Genomic DNA, 23032 nt, shown 5'->3' with positions numbered 1-23032 from the left:
GACTGTGAAAGGCGCTGGAGTTGTTGGCGGTGGAACATGAGTCTCTCGAGGATGCGGTCGTCGTGCGCGTTGCGGGCGCCGTCGACTCCAGTACCGTCGAAGAGGTAGCCACTCACCTGAACGCCGCGCTCAAGTTGGCCGAGACTCACCCGGCCCGGCTGGTGGTCGTCGACCTGCAGGCCGTCGACTTCTTCGGCAGCGCGGCGTTGAACGCCGTGCTCGAGTGCCACGACGAAGGCAAGGAAGCCGGGACGGCCGTCCGCCTGGTCGCCAACAACGACCAAGTGCTTCGTCCGATCGAGGTGACCGAACTGGATCGGATCTTCGACATCTACCCGACGCTGCCCGAGGCTCTGCAACACAAGCGACAGCAATGAACCCGGCGCTGCCGCCCGACCTGGCGGCTGCGGTCGAGCTGGGCGGCGAGATGGGCCGCCGCTTCGCCGAATTCGACTGGGACGCCCATCCGTTGGGATCGCCGCGGGGCTGGTCCGCCGAGGTGCGCGCGGCCGTGGCGATCGCCCTGACCTCGCGGTTCCCCATCGTGCTCTGGTTAGGGCCGGAAAACCTCTTCCTGATGTACAACGACGGCTACGCGCAGATCCTGGGGGACAAGCACCCCGCGGCCCTGGGTTGCCCCGCGGAGCAGGTGTGGTGGGAAATCTGGGAGCAGATCTCCCCGATGCTCACCAGCGTGATGGAGACCGGCGTCGCGACCTGGTCCGACGACCTGATGCTGCAGCTCATCACCGGTGGTGAATCCCAGGAGCGGTATTTCACCTTCACCTACAGCCCCATCATCGGCGGCGACGGTGGGGTCCCGGCCGTTTTCTGCGCGGTGATCGAAACGACCGACCGGGTGTTGAGTGAGCGTCGGCTCCACTTGCTCAACGCGGTCGCGACCGCCGTGATGGACGCGCACGCCATCGACAACGCGGTGAGCAGCACCGTCGCGATATGCGAGGCGCAGCCGCTGGACTTGCCGTTCATTGCCGTCTACGTAGCGGACGACGAGGCGGCGCGCGACAGCACGCTGCGAGGGGCCACGCCGTCGATCCGGCCGCTGCTGCCTCGCTCGCTGTCGGAGCTCAAGGGCTGGGACACCACGCCACGGGCCCGGGCCGCGCGCGTCATCGACCGGCTCGAGGACGTAATCCCGGGCATCACAGCGCGTTTCGGCGAGAACTGCCCCCGGCAGGCCCTGGTGTTGCCGCTGGGAGAAAACTCGAACGCCGGGGCGGTGGTGATCGGGGCCAATCCGCGGCGTCCCCTTGATTCGATGTACCGCGGGTTCTGCCAACTGCTCGCCGATCAGCTGTCCGCGGCGTTCGCCTCGGCCGTCTCCTACGAACAGCAGCGGCGCCGGGCCGACGCGCTGGCCGAATTGGACCGTGCGAAAACGGCTTTCCTCACCAACGTCAGCCACGAGTTCCGCACGCCGCTCACGCTGCTGCTCGGACCCCTCGACGATGCGCTGACCGAAGCGGCGCCGGGAACCGCATTGGCGGATCGCCTGAGCACCGCCGCCCGCAACGCGCGGCGCCTGCAGCGCCTGGTGGACTCGCTCCTCGACTTCTCCCGCATCGAGGCCGGCCGCGCGAACGCGAAGTTCGCGTGTACCGACGTGGGCGCGCTTACCGCCCACATAGCATCGTCGTTCACCGAGCTCTGCCATCGGGCGGGGCTCGATCTCGTGGTGAACTGCTCGCCGGTACTGGCCGACGTCGACCCGGGCATGTGGGAGACGATCGTCCTGAACCTGCTGTCGAACGCAGTCAAATACACTCTGCGGGGAACGATTTCGGTCGAGGTGCGCGCCGAACCCGAGCACTGCGTCGTCACCATGCGCGACACCGGAGTGGGGATCGCCGCCGCGGACCTGGACCGCCTGTTCGAGCGCTTCTACCGGGCCGACAACCTGCGCGGCCGCAGCGTTGAGGGCACCGGCATCGGCCTCTCGCTGGTGCGCGGGCTCGTCGAACTGCACGGCGGAACCGTGCAGATCGACAGCGAAGTGGACCGCGGCACGACGGTGACCATCCGGTTGCCGCAATCTATCGGCACGACGGCCGACCAGTCGCCCGCCGGCCCGCTGGACGAGACCAACCCCTACGTGGCGGAGGCCCGCCAATGGCTGGCGCCGGTTCCGGAACGCGACTCCTCGGCCGCCGCGACCGAAAAGTCTCGCCAATTGGTGCTGATCGCCGACGACAACGCCGACATGCGAGACCATCTCGACCGGGTGCTGTCGCCCCATTGGGAGACGGTCCTTGCCGCAGACGGTGAGTCGGCACTGGCGGCGACCCGAAGCCTGCGCCCGGACGCGGTCATCACCGACGTCATGATGCCGGGCGTCGACGGCTTCGGACTGGTGACTGCCATCCGGGCGGACCCCCAGTTGGCGGCGACGCCGGTCCTCATGCTGTCCGCCCGGGCCGGCGCGGAGGCGGTCGACGAGGGTTATGCCGCTGGCGCCGACGACTACCTGCCCAAGCCGTTCCGGTCCCAGGAACTGATCGACCGGTTGAAGTCGCGGCTGTCCGCGGTGGCCCGCGAGCGCGACCGCCAGCGTCGTGCGGCGGCCTCCGATCTGTTGCCACTCGACTCGGCGCTGCAGGCCACCGACTCGGTCGCCGGGATCTTGGCCGCCCTGCTGGAGTCGCCGTTCGGCTCGGCCGACGCCGCAGCCGTCACGATCGGCGTCCTCGACGGCGAACGCCACATCCGGTTCGAATACGCCGGCGACCTGCCCGTTGAATTGCGCGACCGCTACCACGTGACAGAACTCGACTCCCCGGTGGTCGGGGCCGACGTCGTGCGCACCGGCGAGCCGATGGTCATCACGGACACGTTCGACCTGCCCCCGCGCTACGAACACGCCGTGCAGGACACCGCCGACAGCGTTCGGGCCTGCGTCGCCAATCCATTGCGGGATCACACGGGCCGCGTCATCGGCGTGCTGGGCCTGCTGTGGTCCTCGCCGCGCCAGTTCGACGCGGCCGAACTCGAGGCGTTCGGCCGCATTGCCGAGCTGACGTCCTCGGCGTTGGACCGGGTTCGCGTCATGGCGCGCGAACACCGCATCGCCGTCGACTTCCAGGAGCATCTGCTGGACCTGGACCGGGGCTCGACCGCGGCCGTCGTGGCCGCCGTCTACCAGCCCGCCGGTGAGGCGATGCGCGTCGGCGGCGACTGGTATTCGGTCACCCCCCTGGATCGCGCCGGCCGGGTCGGGATATCGGTGGGCGACGTCGTCGGACACGGGCTGGCCGCCGCGATCGTGATGAGCAGGCTGCGCGCCGCGGTCGCCGCCTCGGCCCTCACCGCGGGCGAACCGGGCGCGGTGCTCGGGGCGCTGGATCGGTACGGCGCCAGCGTCGCGGGCGCCCGCTGCGCGACGGTGGCCTACGCGCTCGTCGAGACCGAACCGGACACCGGTTGCGCCACCGTCCGGTACAGCTGCGCCGGCCACCCCTATCCGCTGCTGGTCTTTCCCGACCATCGCGCCGTGTTCCTGACGTTCGGGCGGCGTCTGCCGGTGGCCGTCAAGGAACACGATGCCGAGAGCTATCCGTCCGGCGCCACCGCGACGGCGAATCTGCCGCCGGGAAGCCTGATCCTGCTGTACACCGACGGGCTCATCGAGCGCGCCGGCGAGACGCTCGATGACGGGCTGGGCCGCCTGAAGGCCGCGGCCGCGGAATGCGTCGACCTTCCGGTCGAGGCGGTGTGCGCCGAGCTGCTGTCCCGGCTGACCCCGCCCGGCGGCTACCGGGACGACGTCGTGGTGCTCGCGCTGCGGCCGAGCCACGACTGCCCGCGCAGCTTCGCCACCGTGGTCACGGCCGCGCCGGGCCAGATTCCGGTGGCGCGCGAGCGGTTACACAACTGGCTGGCCGGCAACAACGTCGACCCGAAGCGCGAAATGGACATCCTGTTGGCGACCGGCGAGGCCGTGACCAACGCGATCGAGCACGGCAGTGACGGCGAGCCGCGCCGAACGGTCTCGGTGGAGGCCTTCCTGCGCCGGCAGACGGTTGCGGTCACGGTCAGCGACACCGGGCGGTGGGTGGGCGATTCCTCGGCCAGCCTGCGCAGCAGGCGGCGCGGCCGCGGTCTGACCCTGATCGGCGGGCTGGCCGATCACGTCGACACGTTCCGCACCGCCGGGGGCACCCGGGTCACGCTGCGGTTCGACAACGTCGCCGGGACCGCTTGACCCGCTCTCAGGCCTCTTCCATCGCCTCGCCGAGCTCTTCGAGGAGCTTGTTGTGGTGGTTGCTGGCCAGCAGGTGGCCGGCGGCGATCACCACGGCCACCGGCCAGTCGATGAGTTCGAGCGCCGCGAGGGCGGCCAGGCCCCCGAAATAGGCCAGCTGCTCGGGCCGGGGGATTTCCATCTGACCGACCACCGGAAGGTTGACGTGGAACGTTTCGCCTTCACGGATCTTTTGCACCGCATCGCGCTGCGATGTCCCCCTGCGTGACTTCTTTTCCGCCATCATTTGCCTTTCGGTAACGAAGGGTTTGCCGACTCGCCGGGTACTGCGACCACCGTCGGACTTATGTCGACGATGACCGACACCGGGGGCGATCCGCTGGTTTCCTCTATTGCTCTGGTGCTGAAGGTGCCGCTACTGGAACTCTATGCGCTGCTATGGCGGGCCGGGGTCGTCGAGGTTCGTGCACCTCAGCGGGTGCATCGGCCGATCTGTCCGGACCCGTCAGCACACGATTCAGGACGCCGATCGCGACGGTCGCCGCGGCAGCGGATCCCAGCCCCTGCGCCCAGCCGACTGGACCCAGCGGTGTGCAGCCGAGCAACTGGCTGACCACCGGGATGCTGATCAGCGTCCCCATCGCAGCGAGCGAGCCCGCCGCGGTGAACACCACCAGCGGGGCACGTGAATCCAGCAGGGTTTGACCCAGCTCGGCGCCCACCAGGGCGACCAGCGCGACCGTGGATGCGCGCTGCGGACGACCGGTGACGCTTCCCATCGCCCACGCCGCCGTGGTCGCGGCCGCCGTGGTGACGCCGCGGATGGCGACGGCACGCCACAGCGCGGGCTGATCTGGGCCCCGGATGCCCGGGTCGACCGGGCCGCTGGGCTTGCTGACCGCGAGGGCCGCGGCGGGCAGGGCGTCGGTCATCATGTTCACCAGGAGCAGTTGTCGCGTGTTCAGCGGCGAGGTCCCGGTGATCGCGCTGCCGACGATGGCGAACAACACCTCGCCGGCGTTGCCGCCGAGCAGCACGGACACGGCGGCCTGCACCCGCTGCCAGAGTTGGCGGCCCTCCTCGATGGCGTGCAGCAGGCCCTCGATGCGGGCGTCGACCAGCACCACGTCGGCCGCCATGTGCGCAGGGTCGCTGCCGCCGGCGACGACGCCGATGCCGACGGTGGCGGCCCGGATGGCGGCGGCGTCGTTCGCCCCGTCGCCGACCATCGCGGTGCGCACGCCCGCGCTTTCGAGCGTCTGAACGACCTGGACCTTGTTCTCCGGTGTCATCCGAGCGAAGATCACCCGCTCGGTCACGACGCGTGCCTGATCCTTGCGCGACATCGCATCCCATTCGGCGCCGCTGATCACCTGTTCGGCCGTCACGCTCAGCCCGAGCTCTTCGGCGATGGCCCTGGCGGTGATCGGGTGGTCCCCGGTGATCAGCTTGACGCCCACCGACAGCCGGCGCAGGTCCGCGAGCAGGTCTGCCGCTTCGACGCGCGGGGTGTCGGACAAACCGAGGAACCCGGTCAGGGTCAGCCCGTCCCGCGCGAAATCGGCGATATCGTCGGGTTCCCGCTGGATCGCCGCGGCCTGGGCCGGGCTCAGCTGCCGTCGCGCCACCGCTATCACCCGCAGGCCGTTGCCGGCCATCTCAGCGACCGTCTCCTCCATGGTCGGGCTCACGTTGCCGCAGGCCGCCAGCACCACTTCGGGCGCACCCTTGACGGTCAGCTCGGTGTCCGTCACGGAGGCGGAGAACGACCGTCCGGAGCGGAACGGCAGGTGCGCGACGGGTGCGTTCGAGTTGTGCCCATTAACGGCGGCGGCGGCCTCGACGATGGCGACATCGGTGGCGTGCACGTGCGGTCCGCCGTTGGACACCGGCGCGGCGTGCGCGGCGCAGCGCAGCACCTCTTCGCGCGACGTCTCCGGCGCCGCAACGACCTCGGCCACCCGCAACCGGTTCTGGCTGAGCGTTCCGGTCTTGTCGAAGCAGACCACGTCGATGCGGCCGAGCGCCTCCACCGAACGCGGAACGCGCACCAGCGCGCCGAACTTCGTCAGCCGCCGCGCCGACGCCGCTTGCGCCAGGGTCGCCACCAACGGCATTCCCTCGGGAACCGCCGCGACGGCGATGGCGATGCCGCTGGCGACCGCCTGGCGCAGGACCGAGCCCCGCACCAGCCCCAGCACGCTGACCAGCGCGCCGCCCGTCATGCTGACCGGGAAGGCCCGGTTGGTGAGCTGGCTGAGCTGGTGCTGCAGACCGATGTCCGACGACAGGTCACCGGACACCAGCTCGGCGGCGCGGCGTTCCTGGGTGTCCGCCCCGACCGCGGTCACCACCGCGACCGCGGTACCCGCCACCACGGTCGTCCCGGCGTAGAGCATGCAGCGGCGCTCGGCCAGCGCGGCGCCGGGGGTCGGCTCGACCTGCTTCTCCACCGACAGCGATTCACCGGTCAGCGTCGACTCGTCGACCTCGACGTCGACCTCCTCGAGGATCCGGGCGTCGGCGGGCACCACCTCGTGGGTGCGCACCTCGATGACGTCGCCGGGCTGCAGCTGCGCCGCGATGACGTCGGCGTACACCCGATCCCCCTCACCGTCGGCGAGGACCTTGCGGGCTGGTGGAATCTGTTGTGCGAGAAGGTGATTCAGCCGGTTCTCGGCGCGCAGCCGCTGGCTGGCCGCCAGCATGGAGTTCCCGGCCAGCACCGAGAAGACCAGGACGGCGTCGACCGGCGAGCCGAGCACCGCGCTGGCCGCCGAGCCCAGCGCCAGCACGGGGGTCAGCGGGTCGGTCAACTCGGCGCGGACGGCGGAAACGAACTGCAGGAAGGCATGCGCGCGCGTTTCGGGCCGCGGGGCGCCGAGGGCGGCCAGCGCGAGTTGCGTCGGATCACCTTCGGGCTCCGAGTCCGGAGCCGGCAACGCCCGGCGGACGTGCTCGACCGCCATCGCATGCCATTCCTGTACGGGGGCCGGGCGCGGGGTGTCCGCCTTGAGGATGCCGCGCGCCAACAGATATCCCGACATCAGACCGGCGGCCGCGCCGCTGGTCACCGGCCCGCGCCCGATGCCGCGGACTCCCGGGATCATCAGCAGTGAGCCCATCGCCGTCGCGCCGGCCGAGATCCCGACGCCGCGTTGGGCGGCGGCGCGGGCCGCCGGGAGCGCGTGCAGTACCCGCCAGGCGGCCGACAGGTCGGGCAGCAGCAGATCGGCATACCACGGCGGCGGGCCGGCGCCGGGCTCGGGCATCATGCCCAGCGCCACGTCGGCCGACCAAATCGCCTGCGCCCCGGGCGATGACAGCACCGCGACCGTGCGGCCCGCCTCCTGCAGATCCGCCACGGCGCGGCCCAGGGCGTCGTCGATGGACCCCCGCTGCAGCGGCCTGATCTCGTCGAACGCGGGGCGCAATTCACCCAGCGAATCGTCCTCCACCGAAACCAATTCGGATCCCGTCCGGTGCGCCTCGGCGACAACGGCCGACGCCAACGGATCGTGCGTGAAGCAGAACAGCGCCTCCACTGTGGCCGTCGGCTCGCTGGCCGAGATTCCGGGCACCGGGTGCCAGCCCGGCCGCAACCGATTCTTTTCCAGCATCAGCTGGGCGCGCGACCACGCCGCGGACAGCTCGGCTTCCCGGGCGCCGCGGATGAGCGACACCCGCAGGCTCGTGGTGCACAACACCCGCGGGTCGATGACGATCGCGTCCACCCGGTCCAGGCGGCGCAACGCCTCCGGACGCAACGACAGGACCGCGTGCCGGTCGGCCAGCCCCTGCCCGAGCGCCGCCGCGAAGGCCTCGGGCGTGGTGCGGTTGGCCGCCGGGGTGGTCACCAGGACGGCCAGGGCCGCCTGGTGCAGGTTGCGGGTGGTGGCGCCGACGACCCCGGCGCTGATCGCCTGAACGAGCGCGAATCGGTCGCCGTGGTGATCGGCGGGGCGGCCGCGCGGCGGCTTCGACCCCGCCGACGCGTCAGTGCGCGGGTGATCGGCGTGCCCGGCCAGCTGCGGCTCGTGCTGGACCCAGGCCCGCGCCTCCGCGCGGCATTCGGCGGCTTTCAGCGACTGCATCAGCAGACCCACCGACAGCGACGCGGGAGACAGCGTGAGGGTTTCCGCGGTCGTCACCGCCAGCGCAAGCACGGTGTCGGTCGCGGGCCGGCCGATGCGGTCCTCGAGCAGGCGGCGCAGCCACGGTTGGTAGTCGACGGCCACCACGGCCGCCAGGACGCCGATGGGCATCCGTGGCCAGCGCAGCGCCCGCCCGGTCAGCGCTATGGACAGCCCCGCCGCGCTGGCGGCCGCGGTGGCGGCCCGGGTCGCCAGCACCACCCCATCGCCCGGCAGGCTCGTCGGGGGCGGCGCCGGCTTCACGACTTTTTTTGGGGCGCAATGCTTCTCGGCGGCATCGACGATGTGGCACAGCTCCCGCAGCGAGGTGTCCGCGTCATCGATGGTGACCACCACACGCGACAGTGGGTAGTTCAGGGCCGCCGACGCGATCCCCGGATGGGCCAGCAGCGCGTCGAGCACGGCGCGGCCGAGCTCGCCGTCTGGGGCGCCGTCCAGCCCGCGCACCTCGATCCAGGCGCGCTCCTGGCCGCGCCAGCAGCGCCGGCTCAGCGTTGCCGGTATGTCTCGGGGCAGTTCGCCGGAGATCGCCCGGGCGCCTTCGCGCAGCGGAATCGCGGCGATGGTGATGCCGGCCTCGACCAGCGAAGTGGTCGCCTGGACACCCGTCGCGACGGCGCGCAACGGCATGGATCGTCGTATCGCGGTCGCAATGCTCAAAGTGTTTTCGAGCAGTCCCGTTAGTTGGTGCTACGCAACTGGGCGCTGCCGGCCCGGCGTGCGGCGGCCTTCTTGGCCGTCGACTTGCCGGCCGCTTTCTGCGGTGGGGCCTTTTGCGGAGCGGCCTTCTGCGGCGCCGGCTCGACCGGTACCGCCTTGAGGCTCGCCTTGGCCGGCTCGCGCTTGCGGCTCAGCCGTTGCAGCAGGAGGGCGCTGCCGCCGACCGCCAGCAGCACGGGCCACTCGACCAGACCGGCGACGCCGAGCGCACCGAAGGCGACCGCCGCCGCCGGGGCCGAGTGGCTGCCGGTACTCATTCCCTTTTTGACGCCCTCGGCGGCTCCGGTGACGCCACCGATTACTCCGTTGACCGCCGCGCCACCCACAGCGCCGGCGGCCGCGGTCGTCGTGGCCGCCGCGCGACTCACCGCCTGACCCACGCCTCGGACCGCTCCGCCGATGACACTCATGCTGACTCCCTGGCTTTACATGCCCTTGCCGCGAACCCGCGTCATCAGCGAGGAATACCCACTGAACGCAGCGTTAACGGCAAAACAACACTGTTTGTCGCTTCTAACGAATCAAAGCCTGCCACCTCGCAAACGCGCAGACAACGAGCAGCCGCATTTAATTTGCCTGAGCTTAACCCGGTTGTGATTACGGCGCGAACGCAGAAAACGCGATTTAGCCTTGCCTTACGTCGATCTGCACCGGGGCGTGATCGCTCGCGGCCTTCCCCTTGCGCTCCTCGCGGACGATCTGGGCGTCCGTCACCCGTTCGGCCAGTTTCGGGGAGGCGAGGATGAAATCGATACGCATGCCTTGCCGTTTCGGGAACCGCAACTGCGTGTAGTCCCAGTAGGTGTACACGCCCGGCCCGGGCGCGAAAGGCCTTACCACGTCGGCGAATTGCGCGTCGACGATGGCGCCGAACGCGCGGCGCTCCGGCTCGGAGACGTGGGTGGCGCCGGCGTAGAACTCGGTGGACCAGACGTCGTCGTCGGTCGGGGCGATGTTCCAGTCACCGGCCAGCGCGATCTGCGCGGTGGGCTCGTCGCGCAACCAGCCGGCCGCCGTATCACGCAGCGCGGCAAGCCATTCCAGCTTGTAGGTGTAGTGCGGATCACCCAGCGCGCGGCCGTTGGGCACGTACAGGCTCCAGACCCGGATGCCGCCGCAGGTGGCCGCCAGCGCACGGGCCTCGGCCGTCGCGGCCACCTCCGGCTTGCTGCTCCAGGTGGGCTGGCCGTCGAAGCCGATCTGCACGTCATCGAGACCGACGCGGGAGGCGATCGCCACGCCGTTCCACTGATTGAAGCCGACATGGGCCACCTCGTAGCCGAGTTCGAAAAACGGCAGGGTGGGAAATTGGCCGTCGGAACACTTGGTCTCCTGCATGGCCAACACGTCGATGTCGGCACGGGCCAGCCAGTCGACGACGCGGGGCAGGCGGCTGCGAATCGAATTCACGTTCCAGGTGGCCAGCCGGAGGCGCCCTTGGGGCATGGCTAGACCGTATCCCAGGCGGGGGAGCGGGCCGGAAAGTAGCGGCGGCGGTGGTGCGCCCGAAAGCCGAGCGCGTCGGCGAGCGCCATCGAAACACCGGTGTCCGGGACGACGAGGTATCCGCGAGTGGCGCCGCGCGCGGCGGCCCAGGCCAACAGCGCCTCGCACGCGGCCGCGGTCGCCGGGTCCTCGGCTTGCTTCGGCGACAGCCCCACCCACCGCGTGCCGTCGGGCGCGTCGGTCACGGCCACCCGAGCAAGCTCCAGCTCGCCGCCGCTGGCCGGTTCGGCCGAAGGGGAGACGTCGCGCACCAACACGCGTTCGGTGTGTTCTGCGCGCAGCCCCGGTGGCAGCGGCAACAAGCGATCCGGAATCGCCAGCCGCGGCGTCAGGCCGCGGCTCTCATACCAGGCCGCGATGGCCGCGACGGTGCCCAGGTGCGCCGAAACATCGAGCGGCACAGCGTAATCGACGCCATCCCCGGCGCGCAGCAGCCAGCCCTCGAGCCAGGCGCGTTCCCTCCCGGGCGACGCGGCGGCGGCCGCGTGCTCGAGTGCCCGGATCTCGGAGGTGCGTACCGGCGCGTCGGTCAGCACCCGCAGCGCGACCACGTCGTCGGCCGCCACCTCTACGACCGCGCCGGTCTTGGTCCGAACGCGCACCACCGGCTCGACCGCCAACAGGTGTCCCACCGCATCGGTCAGCGGCGGGATCGAGCCTTTCGCGCGCCGGTAGCGAAGCGTCACCCGCGTGCCCGGCTCCGGCCACGAGAACATCAGTGGCCGAAGGGGTCCGGCCCTTCGCCGGGCAGCCACGACAAGCCCGGGACGCCCCAGCCGTGGGACTTGACCGCACGCTTGGCGCTGCGGGCGTGGCGACCGATCAGGCGGTCGAGGTACAGAAAGCCGTCCAGGTGACCGGTCTCGTGCTGCAGCATCCGCGCGAACAGGCCGGTGCCCTCGATTTCGACCGGCTTGCCGTCGGCATCCAGGCCCGTGACCCGGGCCCAGGTGGCGCGGCCGGTGGGGAACGACTCGCCGGGGACCGAGAGGCAACCCTCGTCGTCGGTGTCCGGGTTCGGCATGGTCTCCGGCACCTCGGAGGTCTCCAGTACCGGGTTGACCACCACGCCGCGGCGGCGGTCGGTCCGGCCGCGGTCGTCGGCGCAGTCGTAGACGAAGACCCGCAACGCGACGCCGATCTGGTTGGCGGCCAGGCCGACTCCGTGCGCGGCGTCCATGGTTTCGTACATGTCGGCGATCAGCCCCGGCAGATCCGCCGGCAGCGACCCGTCGGCGCCCACGGGCACCGGCTGCGTCGGGGTGTGCAAGACCGGATCCCCGACGATCCGAATCGGTACGACTGCCATGGTCGGCTAAGCTACCGCACGCCCGCGCGCCTCGAAGCCGGCCATGTTCGCTCGGGCAATCTGAGCCAATCGGCCGACTCGCGGGTCTGGATGACGGCTTGAGGGTTTGCGCCGTGGTTCAATATTCGCCGAAACACGCCCTCAGGTAAGTCAAGTCATCTAGAGCAGCCGAGAATCGCCGGAAGGGTCCAGGGGAAGCTATATGGACAGCGCCATGGCGCGGGCAAATCGATCGGGGGACGATGCCGAGATCGCAGATGGCCTCACCCGCCGCGAGCACGACATCCTCGCCTTCGAACGTCAGTGGTGGAAATTCGCGGGCGTAAAAGAAGAAGCAATCAAAGAGCTGTTCTCGATGTCGGCGACGCGCTACTACCAGGTGCTCAACGCGCTCGTGGATCGGCCGGAGGCGCTGGCCGCCGACCCGATGCTGGTGAAGCGGTTGCGGCGGCTGCGTGCCAGCCGTCAGAAGGCGCGGGCCGCGCGGCGCCTCGGCTTCGAGGTGACCTGACTCGCTACAGTGGGCTCGATGAAAGAGCGAGTCCCCGATTCCACGGGGCTGCCCCTACGGGCCATGGTGATGGTGCTGTTGTTCCTGGGGGTCATTTTCCTGCTGCTCGGCTGGCAGGCGCTGGGGTCGTCCGGCAGCTCCGACGAGGACTCGTCGGCGGCCGTCTCCACCTCGACCACCACCAGCTCCGCCACCCCGACCAGCGCTAAGCCCGCGGGCAACCGGTCCGAGGTCCAGGTGTACAACATCTCGGCCAAAGAGGGCGTCGCCGCCCACACCAAGGATCAGCTCACGACCGCCGGGTTCAACGTCACCAAGGTCGACAACATGACCGTGCCCGATGTGTCGGCCACCACGGTGTATTACACCGACGCCGACGACGAGCACGCGACCGCCGACGCGGTGGGCAAGGCACTGGGCGCGCCGGTCGAACCCCGCATTCCCGCGCTGGCCGGCCAACCGCCCGGGGTCATCGTCCTCGTTACGGGCTGACGACCCCCGGAGCGGTTAGGCTTCCGCTATGCCTCAGCTCGCTGGTCGCCGCACTGCCGCCGTCGCCATGTCCGCGCTTTCCGCAGCCGCTTCCGTCGCCCTGCTGGGGGCGTGTTCGTCGCCCCAACACGCCTCGTCCTCGCCGGGCACCACGCCGGCGGTGTGGACCGGATCGCCGGCGCCGGCGGGAACCGGTACCCCGGAGGGTGGGCCGGTCGCCGCGCCGTCGGGGCCGAGCATCGTCACCCACCTGAAGGCGCCCGACGGCACCCAGGTCGCGACCGCGACCTTCCAGTTCAACAACGGCTACGCCACCGTCACCATCGAGACGACGGCCAACGGGGTGCTGACGCCCGGCTTCCATGGGGTGCACATCCACAAGGTCGGCAAGTGTGAGCCCAACTCCGTGGCCCCGACCGGTGGTGCGCCGGGTGATTTCCTGTCCGCCGGTGGGCACTTCCAAGTGCCCGGGCACGCCGCCGAGCCCGCCAGCGGTGACCTGACCTCGCTCCAGGTGCGCAAGGACGGGTCCGCGATGATGATGACCACGACGGACGCGTTCGCCATGGACGACCTGGTCTCCGGGCAGAAGACCGCGATCATCATTCACGCCGGCGCCGACAACTTCGCCAACATCCCGCCGGAGCGCTACAGCCAGACCAACGGGACGCCGGGGCCCGACCAGACGACGATGACCACCGGTGACGCCGGCAAGCGGGTCGCGTGCGGTGTAATCGGTGCCGGCTAACAGGGCCCACGCGCGTATCGATTTCGCCCGTTCACCGAGGCCGACCCTCGGCGTGGAGTGGGAGTTCGCGCTCGTCGACGCGCAGACCCGCGACCTGAGTAACGAGGCCACGGCGGTCATCGCCGAGATCGGCGAAAACCCGCGCGTGCACAAGGAGTTGCTGCGCAACACGGTCGAAGTCGTCAGCGGTGTCTGCCATTCCACGTCAGAGGCGATGGAGGATCTGCGGCAGACCCTGGGCCCCGCGCACCGCATCGTCCGCGACCGGGGAATGGAGTTCTTCTGTGCCGGCGCACACCCGTTCGCGCAGTGGTCGACCCAAAAGCTCACCGACGCACCCCGGTACGCCGAACTGATCAAGCGCACCCAATGGTGGGGACGCCAGATGTTGATCTGGGGCGTACACGTGCACGTCGGGATCTCTTCGGCACACAAGGTGATGCCGATCATGACGTCGTTGCTGAAGTACTACCCGCACCTGTTGGCGCTGTCGGCATCCTCGCCGTGGTGGACCGGCGTGGATACCGGGTACGCCAGCAACCGCGCGATGATGTTCCAGCAGTTGCCCACCGCCGGGCTGCCGTTCCAATTCCAGACCTGGGCGGAGTTCGAGGGCTTCGTCTACGACCAGAAGAAGACCGGCATCATCGACCATGTCGACGAAGTCCGTTGGGACATCAGGCCTTCGCCGCACCTGGGCACGATCGAGGTGCGGGTGTGTGACGGCGTGTCCAACCTGCGGGAGCTGAGTGCGCTGGTGGCGTTGACGCATTGCCTGGTGGTCGATTTGGACCGCCGGCTGGAAGCCGACGAGACGCTGCCGACCATGCCGCCGTGGCACAACCAGGAGAACAAGTGGCGCGCCGCCCGCTACGGGCTGGACGCGATCATCATCCAGGACGCCGACAGCAACGAGCGGCTGGTCACCGAGGATCTCGACGACGTGCTGAATCGCCTTGAGCCCGTGGCCAAGTCGTTGCACTGCGTTGACGAGCTGGCCGCGGTGGCCGAGATTCCCCGCCGGGGTGCCTCGTACCAGCGGCAGCGCCGGGTGGCCGAGGAGCACGACGGCGACCTGCGGGCGGTCGTCGACGCGCTGGTGAGCGAGCTGGAGATCTGATGGAGCTGGCGATGTTCCCGCTGGAGTCGGCGCTGCTGCCCGACCAGGACCTGCCGTTGCGGATCTTCGAGCCGCGCTACGGCGCGCTGGTACGGCATTGCCTCGACACCGGCGACCCGTTCGGCGTGGTGCTGATCTCCCGGGGCCGCGAGGTGGGCGGCGGCGACGCCCGCTGCGATGTCGGCGTGCTGTCCGAGATCACCGAATGCGTCGAGCACGGCGCCGGTCGCTACTCGATGCACTGCCGGACCGGTGAACGGATCCGGGTGTCCGAATGGCTGCCTGACGATCCCTACCCGCGGGCGACGGTGACGCCGTGGCCCGACGAGCCGGGGGACCCGGTCACCCTGGCGCAGCTGCTGGAGGTCGAGGACAAGGCGATGGCGCTGTTCGAGCGGATCGCCGACGCGCGCGGCGTGGTGCTGCCGGACCGCTCGGACCTGCTGGGCCCCGCCACGGCCGACGATCCCGGACAACGCCTGTACGCGTTGGCATCTCGCATCCCGATCGGCACGGCCGACCGGTACACGGTGCTGTCGGCGCCGTCGGCGGCCGAGCGCCTGGCCGCGCTGCGCGAGGCCTTGGCCGCGGTCGCCGAGGTGGTGGAGTTCCAGCTCTCCGAATAGTCCGAGAGGGGATTGCATGAAGGTTCAGCTACAGGTCAACGGCTCACCGGTGGATGCGGCGGAAAGCGCGGCCGACATCGCCGCGACGGGAGCCGACGGCCTGTTCACCTTCGAGGGCCAGCACGACGTGTTCTTCCCGCTGATCATCGCCGCCGGCACGACCAACCTGGAGCTGATGACCAACGTGGCGATCGCCCCGCCGCGCAGCCCGCTGCACCTGGCGCACGCCGCCTACGACCTGCAGCTCTACAGCGGGGGCCGGTTCCGGCTCGGCCTGGGCTCACAGGTGAAGGCGCACATCGAAAAGCGTTACGGCAGTAAGTGGGAGCGGCCCGCGGCGCGGATGGCCGAAACCGTCGCGGCGATCAAGGCGATCTTCGCGGCCTGGGAAGGCAAGCGCCCGCTGGACTTTCGCGGCGAGTTCTTCACCCACACCATCATGGCGCCCAACTTCAACCCGGGGCCCAACCCGTTCGGGCCGCCACCGGTGCTGCTGGGCGCGCTGGGCCCGGTGATGACGCGCACCGCCGCCGAAGTGGCCGACGGGCTGCTGGTGATGCCGTTCAACAGCGCCCGCCATTTCGCCGAGCGCACCGTCCCCGCGGTCGCCGACGGGCTGCGCCGCGCGGGCCGATCCTCCGACGGATTCCAGATCATCGCCCAGGCCATGGTCGCCGTCGGCCGCGACGAGGCCGACCTGGCCGCCGCGGTCGACGGTGTGGCAGCACTCATTTCGTTCTACGGGTCGACCCCGGCCTACCTGCCGGTGCTGGAGGCCGAGGGGTGGGCCGACGTCCAGCCCGAGCTCAACGCCCTGTCCAAGCAGGGCCGCTTCGCCGAGATGCGGCGGCTGATCGGCGACGAGATGGTGGCCCGGATCGGCATCGTCGGCACCCCCGAGCAATGCGCCGAGCAGATCGCCGCCCGGTTCTCCGAGCACGCCGCCGAGGTGTGCTGCTACTTCCCCGGCTACACGCCGCGCACCGCGGACGTCGCCGACCTGATCGGTGCGCTGCACCGCGCCCCGGTCCTGCGATGAGCCCCGATCTGACCGTCGACGTCGATGCGGGCGTGGCGGTACTCACGCTCAACCGGCCCGAGCAGCTCAACGCCTACACCGCCGAGATGGGCGCAATGCTGAGCCGCGCGTACGCCGAGTGCGACGGCGACGACGACGTCCGGGCCATCGTCGTGACCGGCGCGGGCCGCGCGTTCTGCGCCGGGGCCGACTTCTCCGGCGACACAAGCCCATTCGAGGCGCCGGCCGCGGAGTTCTCGGCGTCACCGATCAGCCCGGCGGCATTCGAGTTGCGCAAGCCGGTGATCGCCGCCCTCAACGGCCACGCGATCGGCATCGGTCTGACCATCGCCCTGCAGGCCGACCTGCGCATCGTCGCCGAGGACGCCAAATACGGTGTGGTGCAGGTCCGTCGGGGAGTACTCCCCGACTGCATGTCGCACTGGACGCTGGCGCAGCTGACCACGCTGGGGGTGGCCGCGGACATCCTGCTCACGGGGCGAACATTCGGCGGGGCCGAGGCCGTGGCGCTCGGCATCGCAAACCGGGCGCTGCCGGCCGGCCAGGTGCTCGACCACGCGGTGGGGCTGGCTCGCGACATCGCCGTCAACGTGGCGCCGATGTCGGCGGCGCTGTGCAAGCGGCTGCTGTGGGACACCGCGATCAACGGCTACACCCCGCAGCAGGTCGCCGCGCTGGAAACACGGCTGCACCAACGCGTGATGGGCAGCGCGGACGCGCGCGAAGGGGTGGCCGCCTTCCGCGAGCGCCGGCCGCCGTCGTTCACGTCGCGGCTGTCCCGCGAGTGGACCCCACTCCCGGAAACGTGAGCTTCTCCGAGATCTCCCACCACTGGTCCGCGCGCCGCTCGTCGCGAGCGTAGGGGGCCGGTTCGCTGATCCCGCAGTCTTCGAGATACAGCCCCCCGCGACCGGCGAGCTCCGGGCTGACCGCCGCCCACACCTGGGTGGCCGCACCGCGGTCGGGCGTGGTGACGTCGAGCCGCTCGCCCGTCGGTTTACGCAGCCGCGAGAAGTCCGCCCGGGACATGTGCCGGGCGAGCGAGGTGGCCACCGTGCCGGGATGGACGGCGTAGGCCCGGATTCCGTCGTCGCGCAGGCGCCGATCGGCTGCCACGGCGTGCAGGATGTTCGCCGTTTTCGACGCGCCGTACGCGGCGAACTTGTCGTACTCGCGGCGCGCCCAGTTGGGATCGTCGAAGTCGACGTCACCCATGATGTGGCCCGCGGACGACAGGTTGACGATCCGGGCCCCGCCGGCGGCGGCGAGCCGCGGCACCAGGAGCCGGGTCAGTTCGAAGTGCCCGAAATGGTTGGTGCCGATCTGCATCTCGAATCCATCGCTCGTCCTGCCGAACGGTGTGAACATCACGCCGGCGTTGTTCATCAGAACGTCGATGGCCGGGGCGATGTCGCCGATCGCGGTCGCCGCCGCCCGGACGCCCGCCAGCGTCGTGAGGTCGAGCTCGACCGCCGACGTCCGCGCGCCGGGCACCTCGGCCGCGATCCACCCTGCCGCCTCCGAAAGCGCCGCCGGGTTGCGGGCGGCCAGGACGACGTGCGCGCCAGCGGCGGCCAGCGCGCGGGCCGCCTCGCGCCCCAACCCAGATGACGCGCCGGTGATCACACAGACCTTGCCGGACAGGTCGATTCCGTCGACGACGGCCAGCGCGGTCGGTGGCTCGGTCATCTGGCCAACTGCCACAGGGGAATCACGACCGATTCTTTGGCGTCCTGCGTCATGGCGAGCGCCACGTTACACGCGTCGGCTCAATGCAATCCGCCGGTCGGCGCTCAAGCCGCCCTCGAAGCCGGCGCGATCGAGACCGGGCGCTCCCGGGCCGCATCCGAAACGGGCTCGGCCGAAGCGGGCGCGTTTCTGATGCCGAGGCCGCCGACGACGGCGCCGATGAAGAACAGCAGCGAGCTGACCTCCAGCAGCCGGGCAAAGCCGGCGTCGGTCATCCTGTTGGCGGTGATCACTCCCACGCAGGCCACGGCGATCAGCGCGGACGTCCGCCCGGTCGCGTTCTGGATCGCGGCGGCGATCCCGCTGTGCGCGGACTTGACGGCGGACAAGTTGACCGTGGTCAGCGGCGTGATCGCCAGGACCATGCCGAGGGCCAGCAGGATCCTGCCCGGCAATACGTCTGTGACGACGTGCAATTGGTGCGCGGTGGGGCCGATGAGCAGCAGCCCCGCCCCCGCCAGCGCCGGGCCCGAGATCAGGAAGATCCTCGACCCGAACCGTGCGGCCAAGCCGCCGACTCCGCGGGCGAACAACAACGACATGATGGGGCTGGGCAGCGTGACCAGGCCCGCGGCGGTGGCCGAATACCCGGCGACCTCTTGCATGTACAGACCGATGGCCAACGAGCCCATCGTGATGCCGCCGTAGACGAACGCGGTGAGCAGGTTGGCTCCGGCGAAATTGCGGGTCGTGAACAGGCTGAGCGGCACCATCGGGTGCGCCGTGCGGCGCTGCCACGCCACGAACGCGAGCAATGCCGCGACCCCCGTCACCAACGCGGCGTCGACCCGGGCGTCGCCCCATCCCCGTCGGCCCTGTTCGATCAGCGCATAGACCGTGGCGGCCAGGCCGATCGCCGAGAGCGCGGCGCCTACCACGTCGAGGCGGGCGCGTTCGGTGGGCGCGGGCACCCGGCGCAGCCAATACGTCAAGGCGAAGCCGACGGCCATCGGGATCGCCGACAGAATGTAGATCCAGCGCCAGTTCAGGAAGTCCACGGCCAGCCCGCCCAGCAACGGTCCCACCGCGAAGGCGCTGCTGGTCCAGGCCGTCCAGGCCCCGATCGCCGCGGGCCGCCTCGCGACATCGAACGACGAGTTGATCAGGGCCAGCGAGCCGGGGACGAGAAAGGCGCCGCCCAGCCCCTGTACGAGGCGCCCCGCGATCAGCATCGCCGGGGTACCCGCCGTGGCCGCCAGCATCGAGCCCGCTCCAAACGCCGCCAGCCCGAAGCGCATTACCGGGATTCGCCCGAACAGATCGGAGATCGCGCCGCCCGGCAGGACCGTGGCCGCCACGGCGAGCAGGTAGCCGTCGACGACCCATTGCTGCGTGCACATCCCGCCGCCGATGTCACGGGCCGTGGCCGGCAGCGCCAGATTCACGACGGTGCCATCGAGGAACGCGACCATCGACACCATGATCGCCACCGTCATCACCCGCGTCGTCGGAGCGACATCGCGGAGTCTTACGAGTGATGCGGGGATCATCGCGCCGGCGCGTTGTTCATGGGCGCTTCTCCTCGAAGGTGCCGGATCGCATCGGGCCCATTCGGGCCGGATGCTCCCTAGTAGCCAACTGGGTTACGCCTAATCCGACGTTCGTCACGGGCGATAGGTTCACGCCCGCGCATTTCAGCGTTGGGCCATCCGAGTAAGGCCTCGACCGGCGGCGCGCTCGAGCATTCGCGGCGCCAGGGCCCGGTGCAGCGGCCCGATCACGGCCCAGACCGTTCGGGCGCCGAGTCTGCGGCGGTACTGCACGCGGGTGGTGAGTGCGGCCCGGCCGTCCTGGCGTCGCAGCGTCAACTCGCCGCGCATGAGCGGTCCGCGCGCGGTCAGCACGAGTTCGTCGCGATCCGAACGCGCGATCGTCCAGCCGATGATGTGCTCGGGCGACGAATACGGCCCGAGGCGGAATCTCAACACGTGGCGGTGGATCCACGGGACGACGCCGCCACCCGCGCCCCGCCCGACCGCATCGCGGAACGTCTGCTCGGCGGTGCGTGAGTCACCCTGCGGGAGAAGGACTTCGAAGACGTCGGTGTAGTCGGCGCGCCCGGCGGCCGCCGCAATGCGGTGCAGGGTCCACCGCGTGACGACGGCGTGCGCACCGGTGCCGATGACGAGTGCCCGGTAGGCCTTGCCGTGCACGCCAGGGAAGGCCGCCCAGGTCCCGGCGCGCACCCGGGTGCACCCCGCCCCCGCGTCCTCCAGCTCGAACACCCAGCGGTACACCGCGAAGGGGTGCCGGCCCTTCAGCGCGAACCGCTCCGGCGGGCGCGCCTCGTCCAGCGCGAAGCCAATCGGCACGGCCGACGGGTCGCCGGGGTCCCGGCACATCACCCGCAGCAGCGCGGCCCACGTGTCGTCGCGATCCGCGTCGACGGTTATGGCATGCTCATCGATATAGGGTAATCGTTCCATATAGAAGGAATGTACTAGATCATGGCGCCTCCGCGGAAGCATGAAACCGATGTGATCCTCGACGCCGCCCGGGCGCTGGTGCTCGATGGCGGGCCGCGCGCGGCGAGCGTCGCCGCCATCGCCAAGACCAGCGGTGCCCCCGCGGGCACGCTCTATCACCGGTTCGGCAATCGCGACGGCATCCTGACGGCGGCGTGGCTGCGCGCGCTCGAGCGGTTTCAGGCGCGGGCCCTGGCCGCCGACGGCGAAACCCCGGCGGACACCGCAGTCGCCATGGCCGTGGCAGCCGTCAGCTTCGCGCGCGAGCTGCCCGACGACGCCCGGCTGTTGCTGACGATCCGGCCCGGCGACCTGCTCGACGAGGAACCCGACGCGGAGTTCCAGCGGACGCTCGCCGCGATGAACGCGCCACTGACCGAGCGGATCGCGGCGCTGGCCCGGGACCTGTACGGCAACGCCAGGCCCCGGTCCGTCGACGCCGTCGCGCGCGCCGTCGCGGACCTGCCCTACGCGGTGGTGCGGCGCCATGCCCGCGACAACCCGATGCCCAACTGGCTGGAGAACGACGTCGCGGCGTCGGCGCTGGCGGTGCTACGGAGCTTTGGCGAAGGCGCGTAGCGACTCCACCTGCGTGGGATCCAGTGACGGGCGCACGATTTGGCGCGCGGCCGCGATGTCGGCGGCCGTCACGTCGGTGGCGTCGATGGACCGCCGCATCGCGGTCAGCGCCGCCTCGCGCAGCAGCGCCACGCAGTCGGCGGCGCTGTAGCCGTCGAGCCCGGCGGCCACCTCGTCGAGGTCGACGTCGTCGCTCAGCGGGACGGATTTGCCCGCGGTGCGCAGGATTTCGCGGCGGGCGGCGGCGTCGGGCGGTTCGATGAAGACGTGCCGCTCCAGCCGGCCCGGCCGCAGCAGCGCCGGGTCGATCAGGTCGGGCCGGTTGGTGGCGCCCAGCACGACGACGTCGCGCAGCGGGTTGACGCCATCGAGTTCGGTCAGCAGCGCGGCCACCACCCGGTCGGTCACGCCCGAGTCGAAGCTCTGCCCGCGCCGCGGCGCCAGCGCGTCGATCTCGTCGAGGAACACCAGCGACGGGGCGGAATCGCGAGCGCGCCGAAACAGTTCGCGGACAGCCTTTTCCGAGCTGCCCACCCACTTGTCCATCAGCTCGGATCCCTTGACGGCGTGCACGGACAGCTGCCCGGTGCTGGCCAGCGCGCGCACGACGAAGGTCTTGCCGCAGCCGGGCGGCCCGTACAGCAGCACGCCACGCGGCGGTTCGACACCCAACCGGGCGAACGTGTCGGGATGCTGCAGCGGCCACAACACGGCCTCGGTCAGCGCCTGCCGGGCCTCGGCCATGTCGCCGACGTCGTTGAGCGTGACATTGCCGACGGTCACTTCCTCGCTGGCCGACCGGGACAGCGGCCGGATGACGGTCAGCGCGCCGAGCAGGTCGTCCTGGTTCAGCTCGGGTGGCCGGACGTCGGTACTGGCGCGCGAGGCCGCGCGCAGCGCCGCCTCCCGCAGCAGCGCGGCTAGGTCCGCAACCACGAAACCCGGTGTGCGCGCGGCGATCTCGTTGAGATCCAGGGCGCCGGCCGGCACCGATTTCAGCAGCGACTCCAGCAGCGCCTTGCGGGTGCCGGCGTCGGGCAGCGGCAGGCTCAGCTCCCGGTCGCACAGGTCCGGCGCGCGCAGCCGGGCATCGAGCTGGTCGGGCCGCGCGGAGGTGGCGATCAGCGCGACGCCCTCGGTCGCGACCGCGGTGCGCAGCTCGCCCAGGATCAGGGCGGCCACCGGCTCGGGGGTGGCCGGCAGCAGGGCGTCGACGTCGGTGATGAGCAGGACGCCACCGCCCTCGCGGACGGTCTGCACCGCCGAACTCACGGTCTTGAGCCGGTCTTCCGGCGTCAGCGCGCCCACCTCCGGGCCGTCCAGTTTCACCAGCCTGCGGCCGTCGCACACCGCGCGCACCAGCGTCACCTTGCCGACGCCGGCCGGACCCGACACCAGCACGCCGAGGTTGGCGCCCGCGCCGAGCGTCTTGAGCAGGTGCGGTTCGTCGAGCGCGAGCTTGAGCCATTCGGCGAGCTTGGCGGCCTGCGGCTGCGATCCCTTGAGCTCCTCGACGACGGTCTCGGGGCTGGCGACGTCGACGAAGTCCTGCGACAGCGCCACCCCGGACGGCACGCCGACACCCCAGGTGACCAGCGAGTTGGGCTGCACGCTGACCGGGCCCGCGGGGTCGACGCCGGTGACCGTCAACAGCTCCGAGGTCCAGCTGATGCCGACCGAGGCGGCCAGCGCGCGGGCGGCGGCCGACGTCGAGAACGGCGGGCCCAGGTCGCGGGGCAGCAGCGACACCGCGTCGCCGACGGTCAGCACCTTGCCGAGCAGGGCCTGCCGCAAC

At 70.7% G+C, this 23032-nt stretch carries 20 protein-coding genes and 1 pseudogene; 11 read left to right on the top strand and 10 right to left on the bottom strand.

Annotated features, from left to right (window positions below):
* Window positions 1-14 precede the first annotated feature (14 nt).
* Window positions 15-377: an STAS domain-containing protein gene (locus A5709_RS07010; protein WP_067948955.1), complete on the top strand. Its 363-nt coding sequence runs from the start codon at window positions 15-17 to the stop codon at window positions 375-377.
* Window positions 374-4219, top strand: coding sequence for an ATP-binding protein (locus tag A5709_RS07005; protein ID WP_067948953.1), 3846 nt, complete (start codon window positions 374-376; stop codon window positions 4217-4219). The genes A5709_RS07010 and A5709_RS07005 overlap by 4 nt, the downstream gene beginning before the upstream one ends.
* Before the next feature lie 7 nt (window positions 4220-4226).
* On the opposite strand, the gene A5709_RS07000 is transcribed toward A5709_RS07005, so the two are convergent.
* Entirely contained in the window at window positions 4227-4502 is a 276-nt protein-coding gene (locus tag A5709_RS07000; protein ID WP_156673374.1) for a hypothetical protein, read from the bottom strand.
* Between the two features lie 63 nt (window positions 4503-4565).
* On the opposite strand from A5709_RS07000, the pseudogene A5709_RS29210 reads away from it, so the two are divergent.
* Window positions 4566-4643, top strand: a pseudogene (locus A5709_RS29210) (hypothetical protein); the annotation flags it as partial.
* Here A5709_RS29210 and A5709_RS29205 read toward each other — a convergent pair.
* The 5 genes from A5709_RS29205 to A5709_RS06975 all read right to left on the bottom strand — a co-directional run bounded on the left by A5709_RS29205 (window position 4609) and on the right by A5709_RS06975 (window position 11908).
* Entirely contained in the window at window positions 4609-9003 is a 4395-nt protein-coding gene (locus A5709_RS29205; protein WP_156767986.1) for a cation-translocating P-type ATPase, read from the bottom strand. The pseudogene A5709_RS29210 and the gene A5709_RS29205 overlap by 35 nt on opposite strands.
* 50 nt (window positions 9004-9053) lie before the next feature.
* The gene (locus A5709_RS06990) at window positions 9054-9503 is read right to left on the bottom strand and encodes a hypothetical protein (RefSeq protein WP_068119071.1); all 450 of its coding nucleotides are present in this window, start codon (window positions 9501-9503) and stop codon (window positions 9054-9056) included.
* A gap of 214 nt (window positions 9504-9717) precedes the next feature.
* A complete protein-coding gene (locus A5709_RS06985; RefSeq protein WP_068011746.1) occupies window positions 9718-10539 on the bottom strand; it encodes an exodeoxyribonuclease III in 822 nt (273 codons plus the stop codon).
* Between the two features lie 2 nt (window positions 10540-10541).
* Window positions 10542-11315: a GCN5 family acetyltransferase gene (locus A5709_RS06980; RefSeq protein ID WP_068011747.1), complete on the bottom strand. Its 774-nt coding sequence runs from the start codon at window positions 11313-11315 to the stop codon at window positions 10542-10544.
* Window positions 11315-11908: a peptide deformylase gene (locus A5709_RS06975; RefSeq protein WP_067949208.1), complete on the bottom strand. Its 594-nt coding sequence runs from the start codon at window positions 11906-11908 to the stop codon at window positions 11315-11317. The genes A5709_RS06980 and A5709_RS06975 overlap by 1 nt, the downstream gene beginning before the upstream one ends.
* A 202-nt stretch (window positions 11909-12110) precedes the next feature.
* On the opposite strand from A5709_RS06975, the gene A5709_RS06970 reads away from it, so the two are divergent.
* From A5709_RS06970 to A5709_RS06940, 7 genes are read left to right on the top strand one after another with little or no spacing between them, the layout of a single operon-like run.
* On the top strand, window positions 12111-12419 hold the full coding sequence (locus A5709_RS06970) for a DUF3263 domain-containing protein (RefSeq protein ID WP_007167558.1): 309 nt from the start codon (window positions 12111-12113) through the stop codon (window positions 12417-12419).
* Between the two features lie 18 nt (window positions 12420-12437).
* The gene (locus A5709_RS06965) at window positions 12438-12911 is read left to right on the top strand and encodes a LytR C-terminal domain-containing protein (RefSeq protein ID WP_068011748.1); all 474 of its coding nucleotides are present in this window, start codon (window positions 12438-12440) and stop codon (window positions 12909-12911) included.
* A gap of 28 nt (window positions 12912-12939) precedes the next feature.
* Window positions 12940-13659, top strand: a complete 720-nt coding sequence (locus tag A5709_RS06960; RefSeq protein ID WP_068011749.1) for a superoxide dismutase family protein — start codon at window positions 12940-12942, stop codon at window positions 13657-13659.
* Window positions 13649-14779: a glutamate--cysteine ligase gene (locus tag A5709_RS06955; RefSeq protein ID WP_067949202.1), complete on the top strand. Its 1131-nt coding sequence runs from the start codon at window positions 13649-13651 to the stop codon at window positions 14777-14779. The genes A5709_RS06960 and A5709_RS06955 overlap by 11 nt, the downstream gene beginning before the upstream one ends.
* Window positions 14779-15405, top strand: coding sequence for an LON peptidase substrate-binding domain-containing protein (locus A5709_RS06950; protein WP_068119068.1), 627 nt, complete (start codon window positions 14779-14781; stop codon window positions 15403-15405). Before A5709_RS06955 ends, A5709_RS06950 begins: the two co-directional genes overlap by 1 nt.
* 16 nt (window positions 15406-15421) lie before the next feature.
* Entirely contained in the window at window positions 15422-16444 is a 1023-nt protein-coding gene (locus A5709_RS06945) for a TIGR03617 family F420-dependent LLM class oxidoreductase (protein ID WP_068119065.1), read from the top strand.
* A complete protein-coding gene (locus A5709_RS06940) occupies window positions 16441-17253 on the top strand; it encodes an enoyl-CoA hydratase/isomerase family protein (RefSeq protein ID WP_068119061.1) in 813 nt (270 codons plus the stop codon). The genes A5709_RS06945 and A5709_RS06940 overlap by 4 nt, the downstream gene beginning before the upstream one ends.
* Here A5709_RS06940 and A5709_RS06935 read toward each other — a convergent pair.
* The 3 genes from A5709_RS06935 to A5709_RS06925 form a co-directional block, all read right to left on the bottom strand.
* Window positions 17207-18133, bottom strand: a complete 927-nt coding sequence (locus A5709_RS06935; protein WP_068119058.1) for an SDR family NAD(P)-dependent oxidoreductase — start codon at window positions 18131-18133, stop codon at window positions 17207-17209. The two genes, A5709_RS06940 and A5709_RS06935, sit on opposite strands and share 47 nt — an antisense overlap.
* Window positions 18134-18237: 104 nt before the next feature.
* The gene (locus tag A5709_RS06930; protein ID WP_082953505.1) at window positions 18238-19629 is read right to left on the bottom strand and encodes an MFS transporter; all 1392 of its coding nucleotides are present in this window, start codon (window positions 19627-19629) and stop codon (window positions 18238-18240) included.
* Between the two features lie 198 nt (window positions 19630-19827).
* Entirely contained in the window at window positions 19828-20619 is a 792-nt protein-coding gene (locus A5709_RS06925) for a DUF2867 domain-containing protein (RefSeq protein WP_068119054.1), read from the bottom strand.
* Window positions 20620-20640: 21 nt separating this feature from the next.
* Between A5709_RS06925 and A5709_RS06920 the strand changes: the two genes are divergently transcribed.
* Window positions 20641-21237, top strand: coding sequence for a TetR/AcrR family transcriptional regulator (locus A5709_RS06920; protein WP_068119052.1), 597 nt, complete (start codon window positions 20641-20643; stop codon window positions 21235-21237).
* Here the strand turns inward: A5709_RS06920 and A5709_RS06915 are convergent.
* Window positions 21211-23032 (bottom strand): AAA family ATPase (locus tag A5709_RS06915; protein WP_068119049.1); only part of this gene is annotated, 1822 nt, incomplete at its 5' end. The genes A5709_RS06920 and A5709_RS06915 overlap by 27 nt on opposite strands.

It is taken from the genome of Mycobacterium sp. E1386 (genome assembly GCF_001672745.1).
In the GTDB taxonomy this organism is placed as follows: Bacteria; Actinomycetota; Actinomycetes; order Mycobacteriales; family Mycobacteriaceae; genus Mycobacterium.
The sequence above is the reverse complement of the archived record's forward strand: the minus strand, read 5'-3'. Positions and strand labels throughout refer to the sequence as shown.

What these genes read in the sequence shown, in the direction of transcription:
- A5709_RS06950 (WP_068119068.1), top strand. Translation starts at nt 14,779, where the DNA reads ATGGAGCTGGCGATGTTCCCGCTGGAGTCGGCGCTGCTGCCCGACCAG.
- A5709_RS06985 (WP_068011746.1), bottom strand. Translation starts at nt 10,539, where the DNA reads ATGCCCCAAGGGCGCCTCCGGCTGGCCACCTGGAACGTGAATTCGATT.
- A5709_RS06935 (WP_068119058.1), bottom strand. Translation starts at nt 18,133, where the DNA reads ATGACCGAGCCACCGACCGCGCTGGCCGTCGTCGACGGAATCGACCTG.
- A5709_RS06925 (WP_068119054.1), bottom strand. Translation starts at nt 20,619, where the DNA reads ATGGAACGATTACCCTATATCGATGAGCATGCCATAACCGTCGACGCG.
- A5709_RS06975 (WP_067949208.1), bottom strand. Translation starts at nt 11,908, where the DNA reads ATGGCAGTCGTACCGATTCGGATCGTCGGGGATCCGGTCTTGCACACC.
- A5709_RS07005 (WP_067948953.1), top strand. Translation starts at nt 374, where the DNA reads ATGAACCCGGCGCTGCCGCCCGACCTGGCGGCTGCGGTCGAGCTGGGC.
- A5709_RS06990 (WP_068119071.1), bottom strand. Translation starts at nt 9,503, where the DNA reads ATGAGTGTCATCGGCGGAGCGGTCCGAGGCGTGGGTCAGGCGGTGAGT.
- A5709_RS06920 (WP_068119052.1), top strand. Translation starts at nt 20,641, where the DNA reads ATGGCGCCTCCGCGGAAGCATGAAACCGATGTGATCCTCGACGCCGCC.
- A5709_RS06965 (WP_068011748.1), top strand. Translation starts at nt 12,438, where the DNA reads ATGAAAGAGCGAGTCCCCGATTCCACGGGGCTGCCCCTACGGGCCATG.
- A5709_RS06960 (WP_068011749.1), top strand. Translation starts at nt 12,940, where the DNA reads ATGCCTCAGCTCGCTGGTCGCCGCACTGCCGCCGTCGCCATGTCCGCG.
- A5709_RS06980 (WP_068011747.1), bottom strand. Translation starts at nt 11,315, where the DNA reads ATGTTCTCGTGGCCGGAGCCGGGCACGCGGGTGACGCTTCGCTACCGG.
- A5709_RS07000 (WP_156673374.1), bottom strand. Translation starts at nt 4,502, where the DNA reads ATGGCGGAAAAGAAGTCACGCAGGGGGACATCGCAGCGCGATGCGGTG.
- A5709_RS06930 (WP_082953505.1), bottom strand. Translation starts at nt 19,629, where the DNA reads ATGACGGTGGCGATCATGGTGTCGATGGTCGCGTTCCTCGATGGCACC.
- A5709_RS06940 (WP_068119061.1), top strand. Translation starts at nt 16,441, where the DNA reads ATGAGCCCCGATCTGACCGTCGACGTCGATGCGGGCGTGGCGGTACTC.
- A5709_RS06945 (WP_068119065.1), top strand. Translation starts at nt 15,422, where the DNA reads ATGAAGGTTCAGCTACAGGTCAACGGCTCACCGGTGGATGCGGCGGAA.
- A5709_RS29205 (WP_156767986.1), bottom strand. Translation starts at nt 9,003, where the DNA reads ATGCCGTTGCGCGCCGTCGCGACGGGTGTCCAGGCGACCACTTCGCTG.
- A5709_RS06970 (WP_007167558.1), top strand. Translation starts at nt 12,111, where the DNA reads ATGGACAGCGCCATGGCGCGGGCAAATCGATCGGGGGACGATGCCGAG.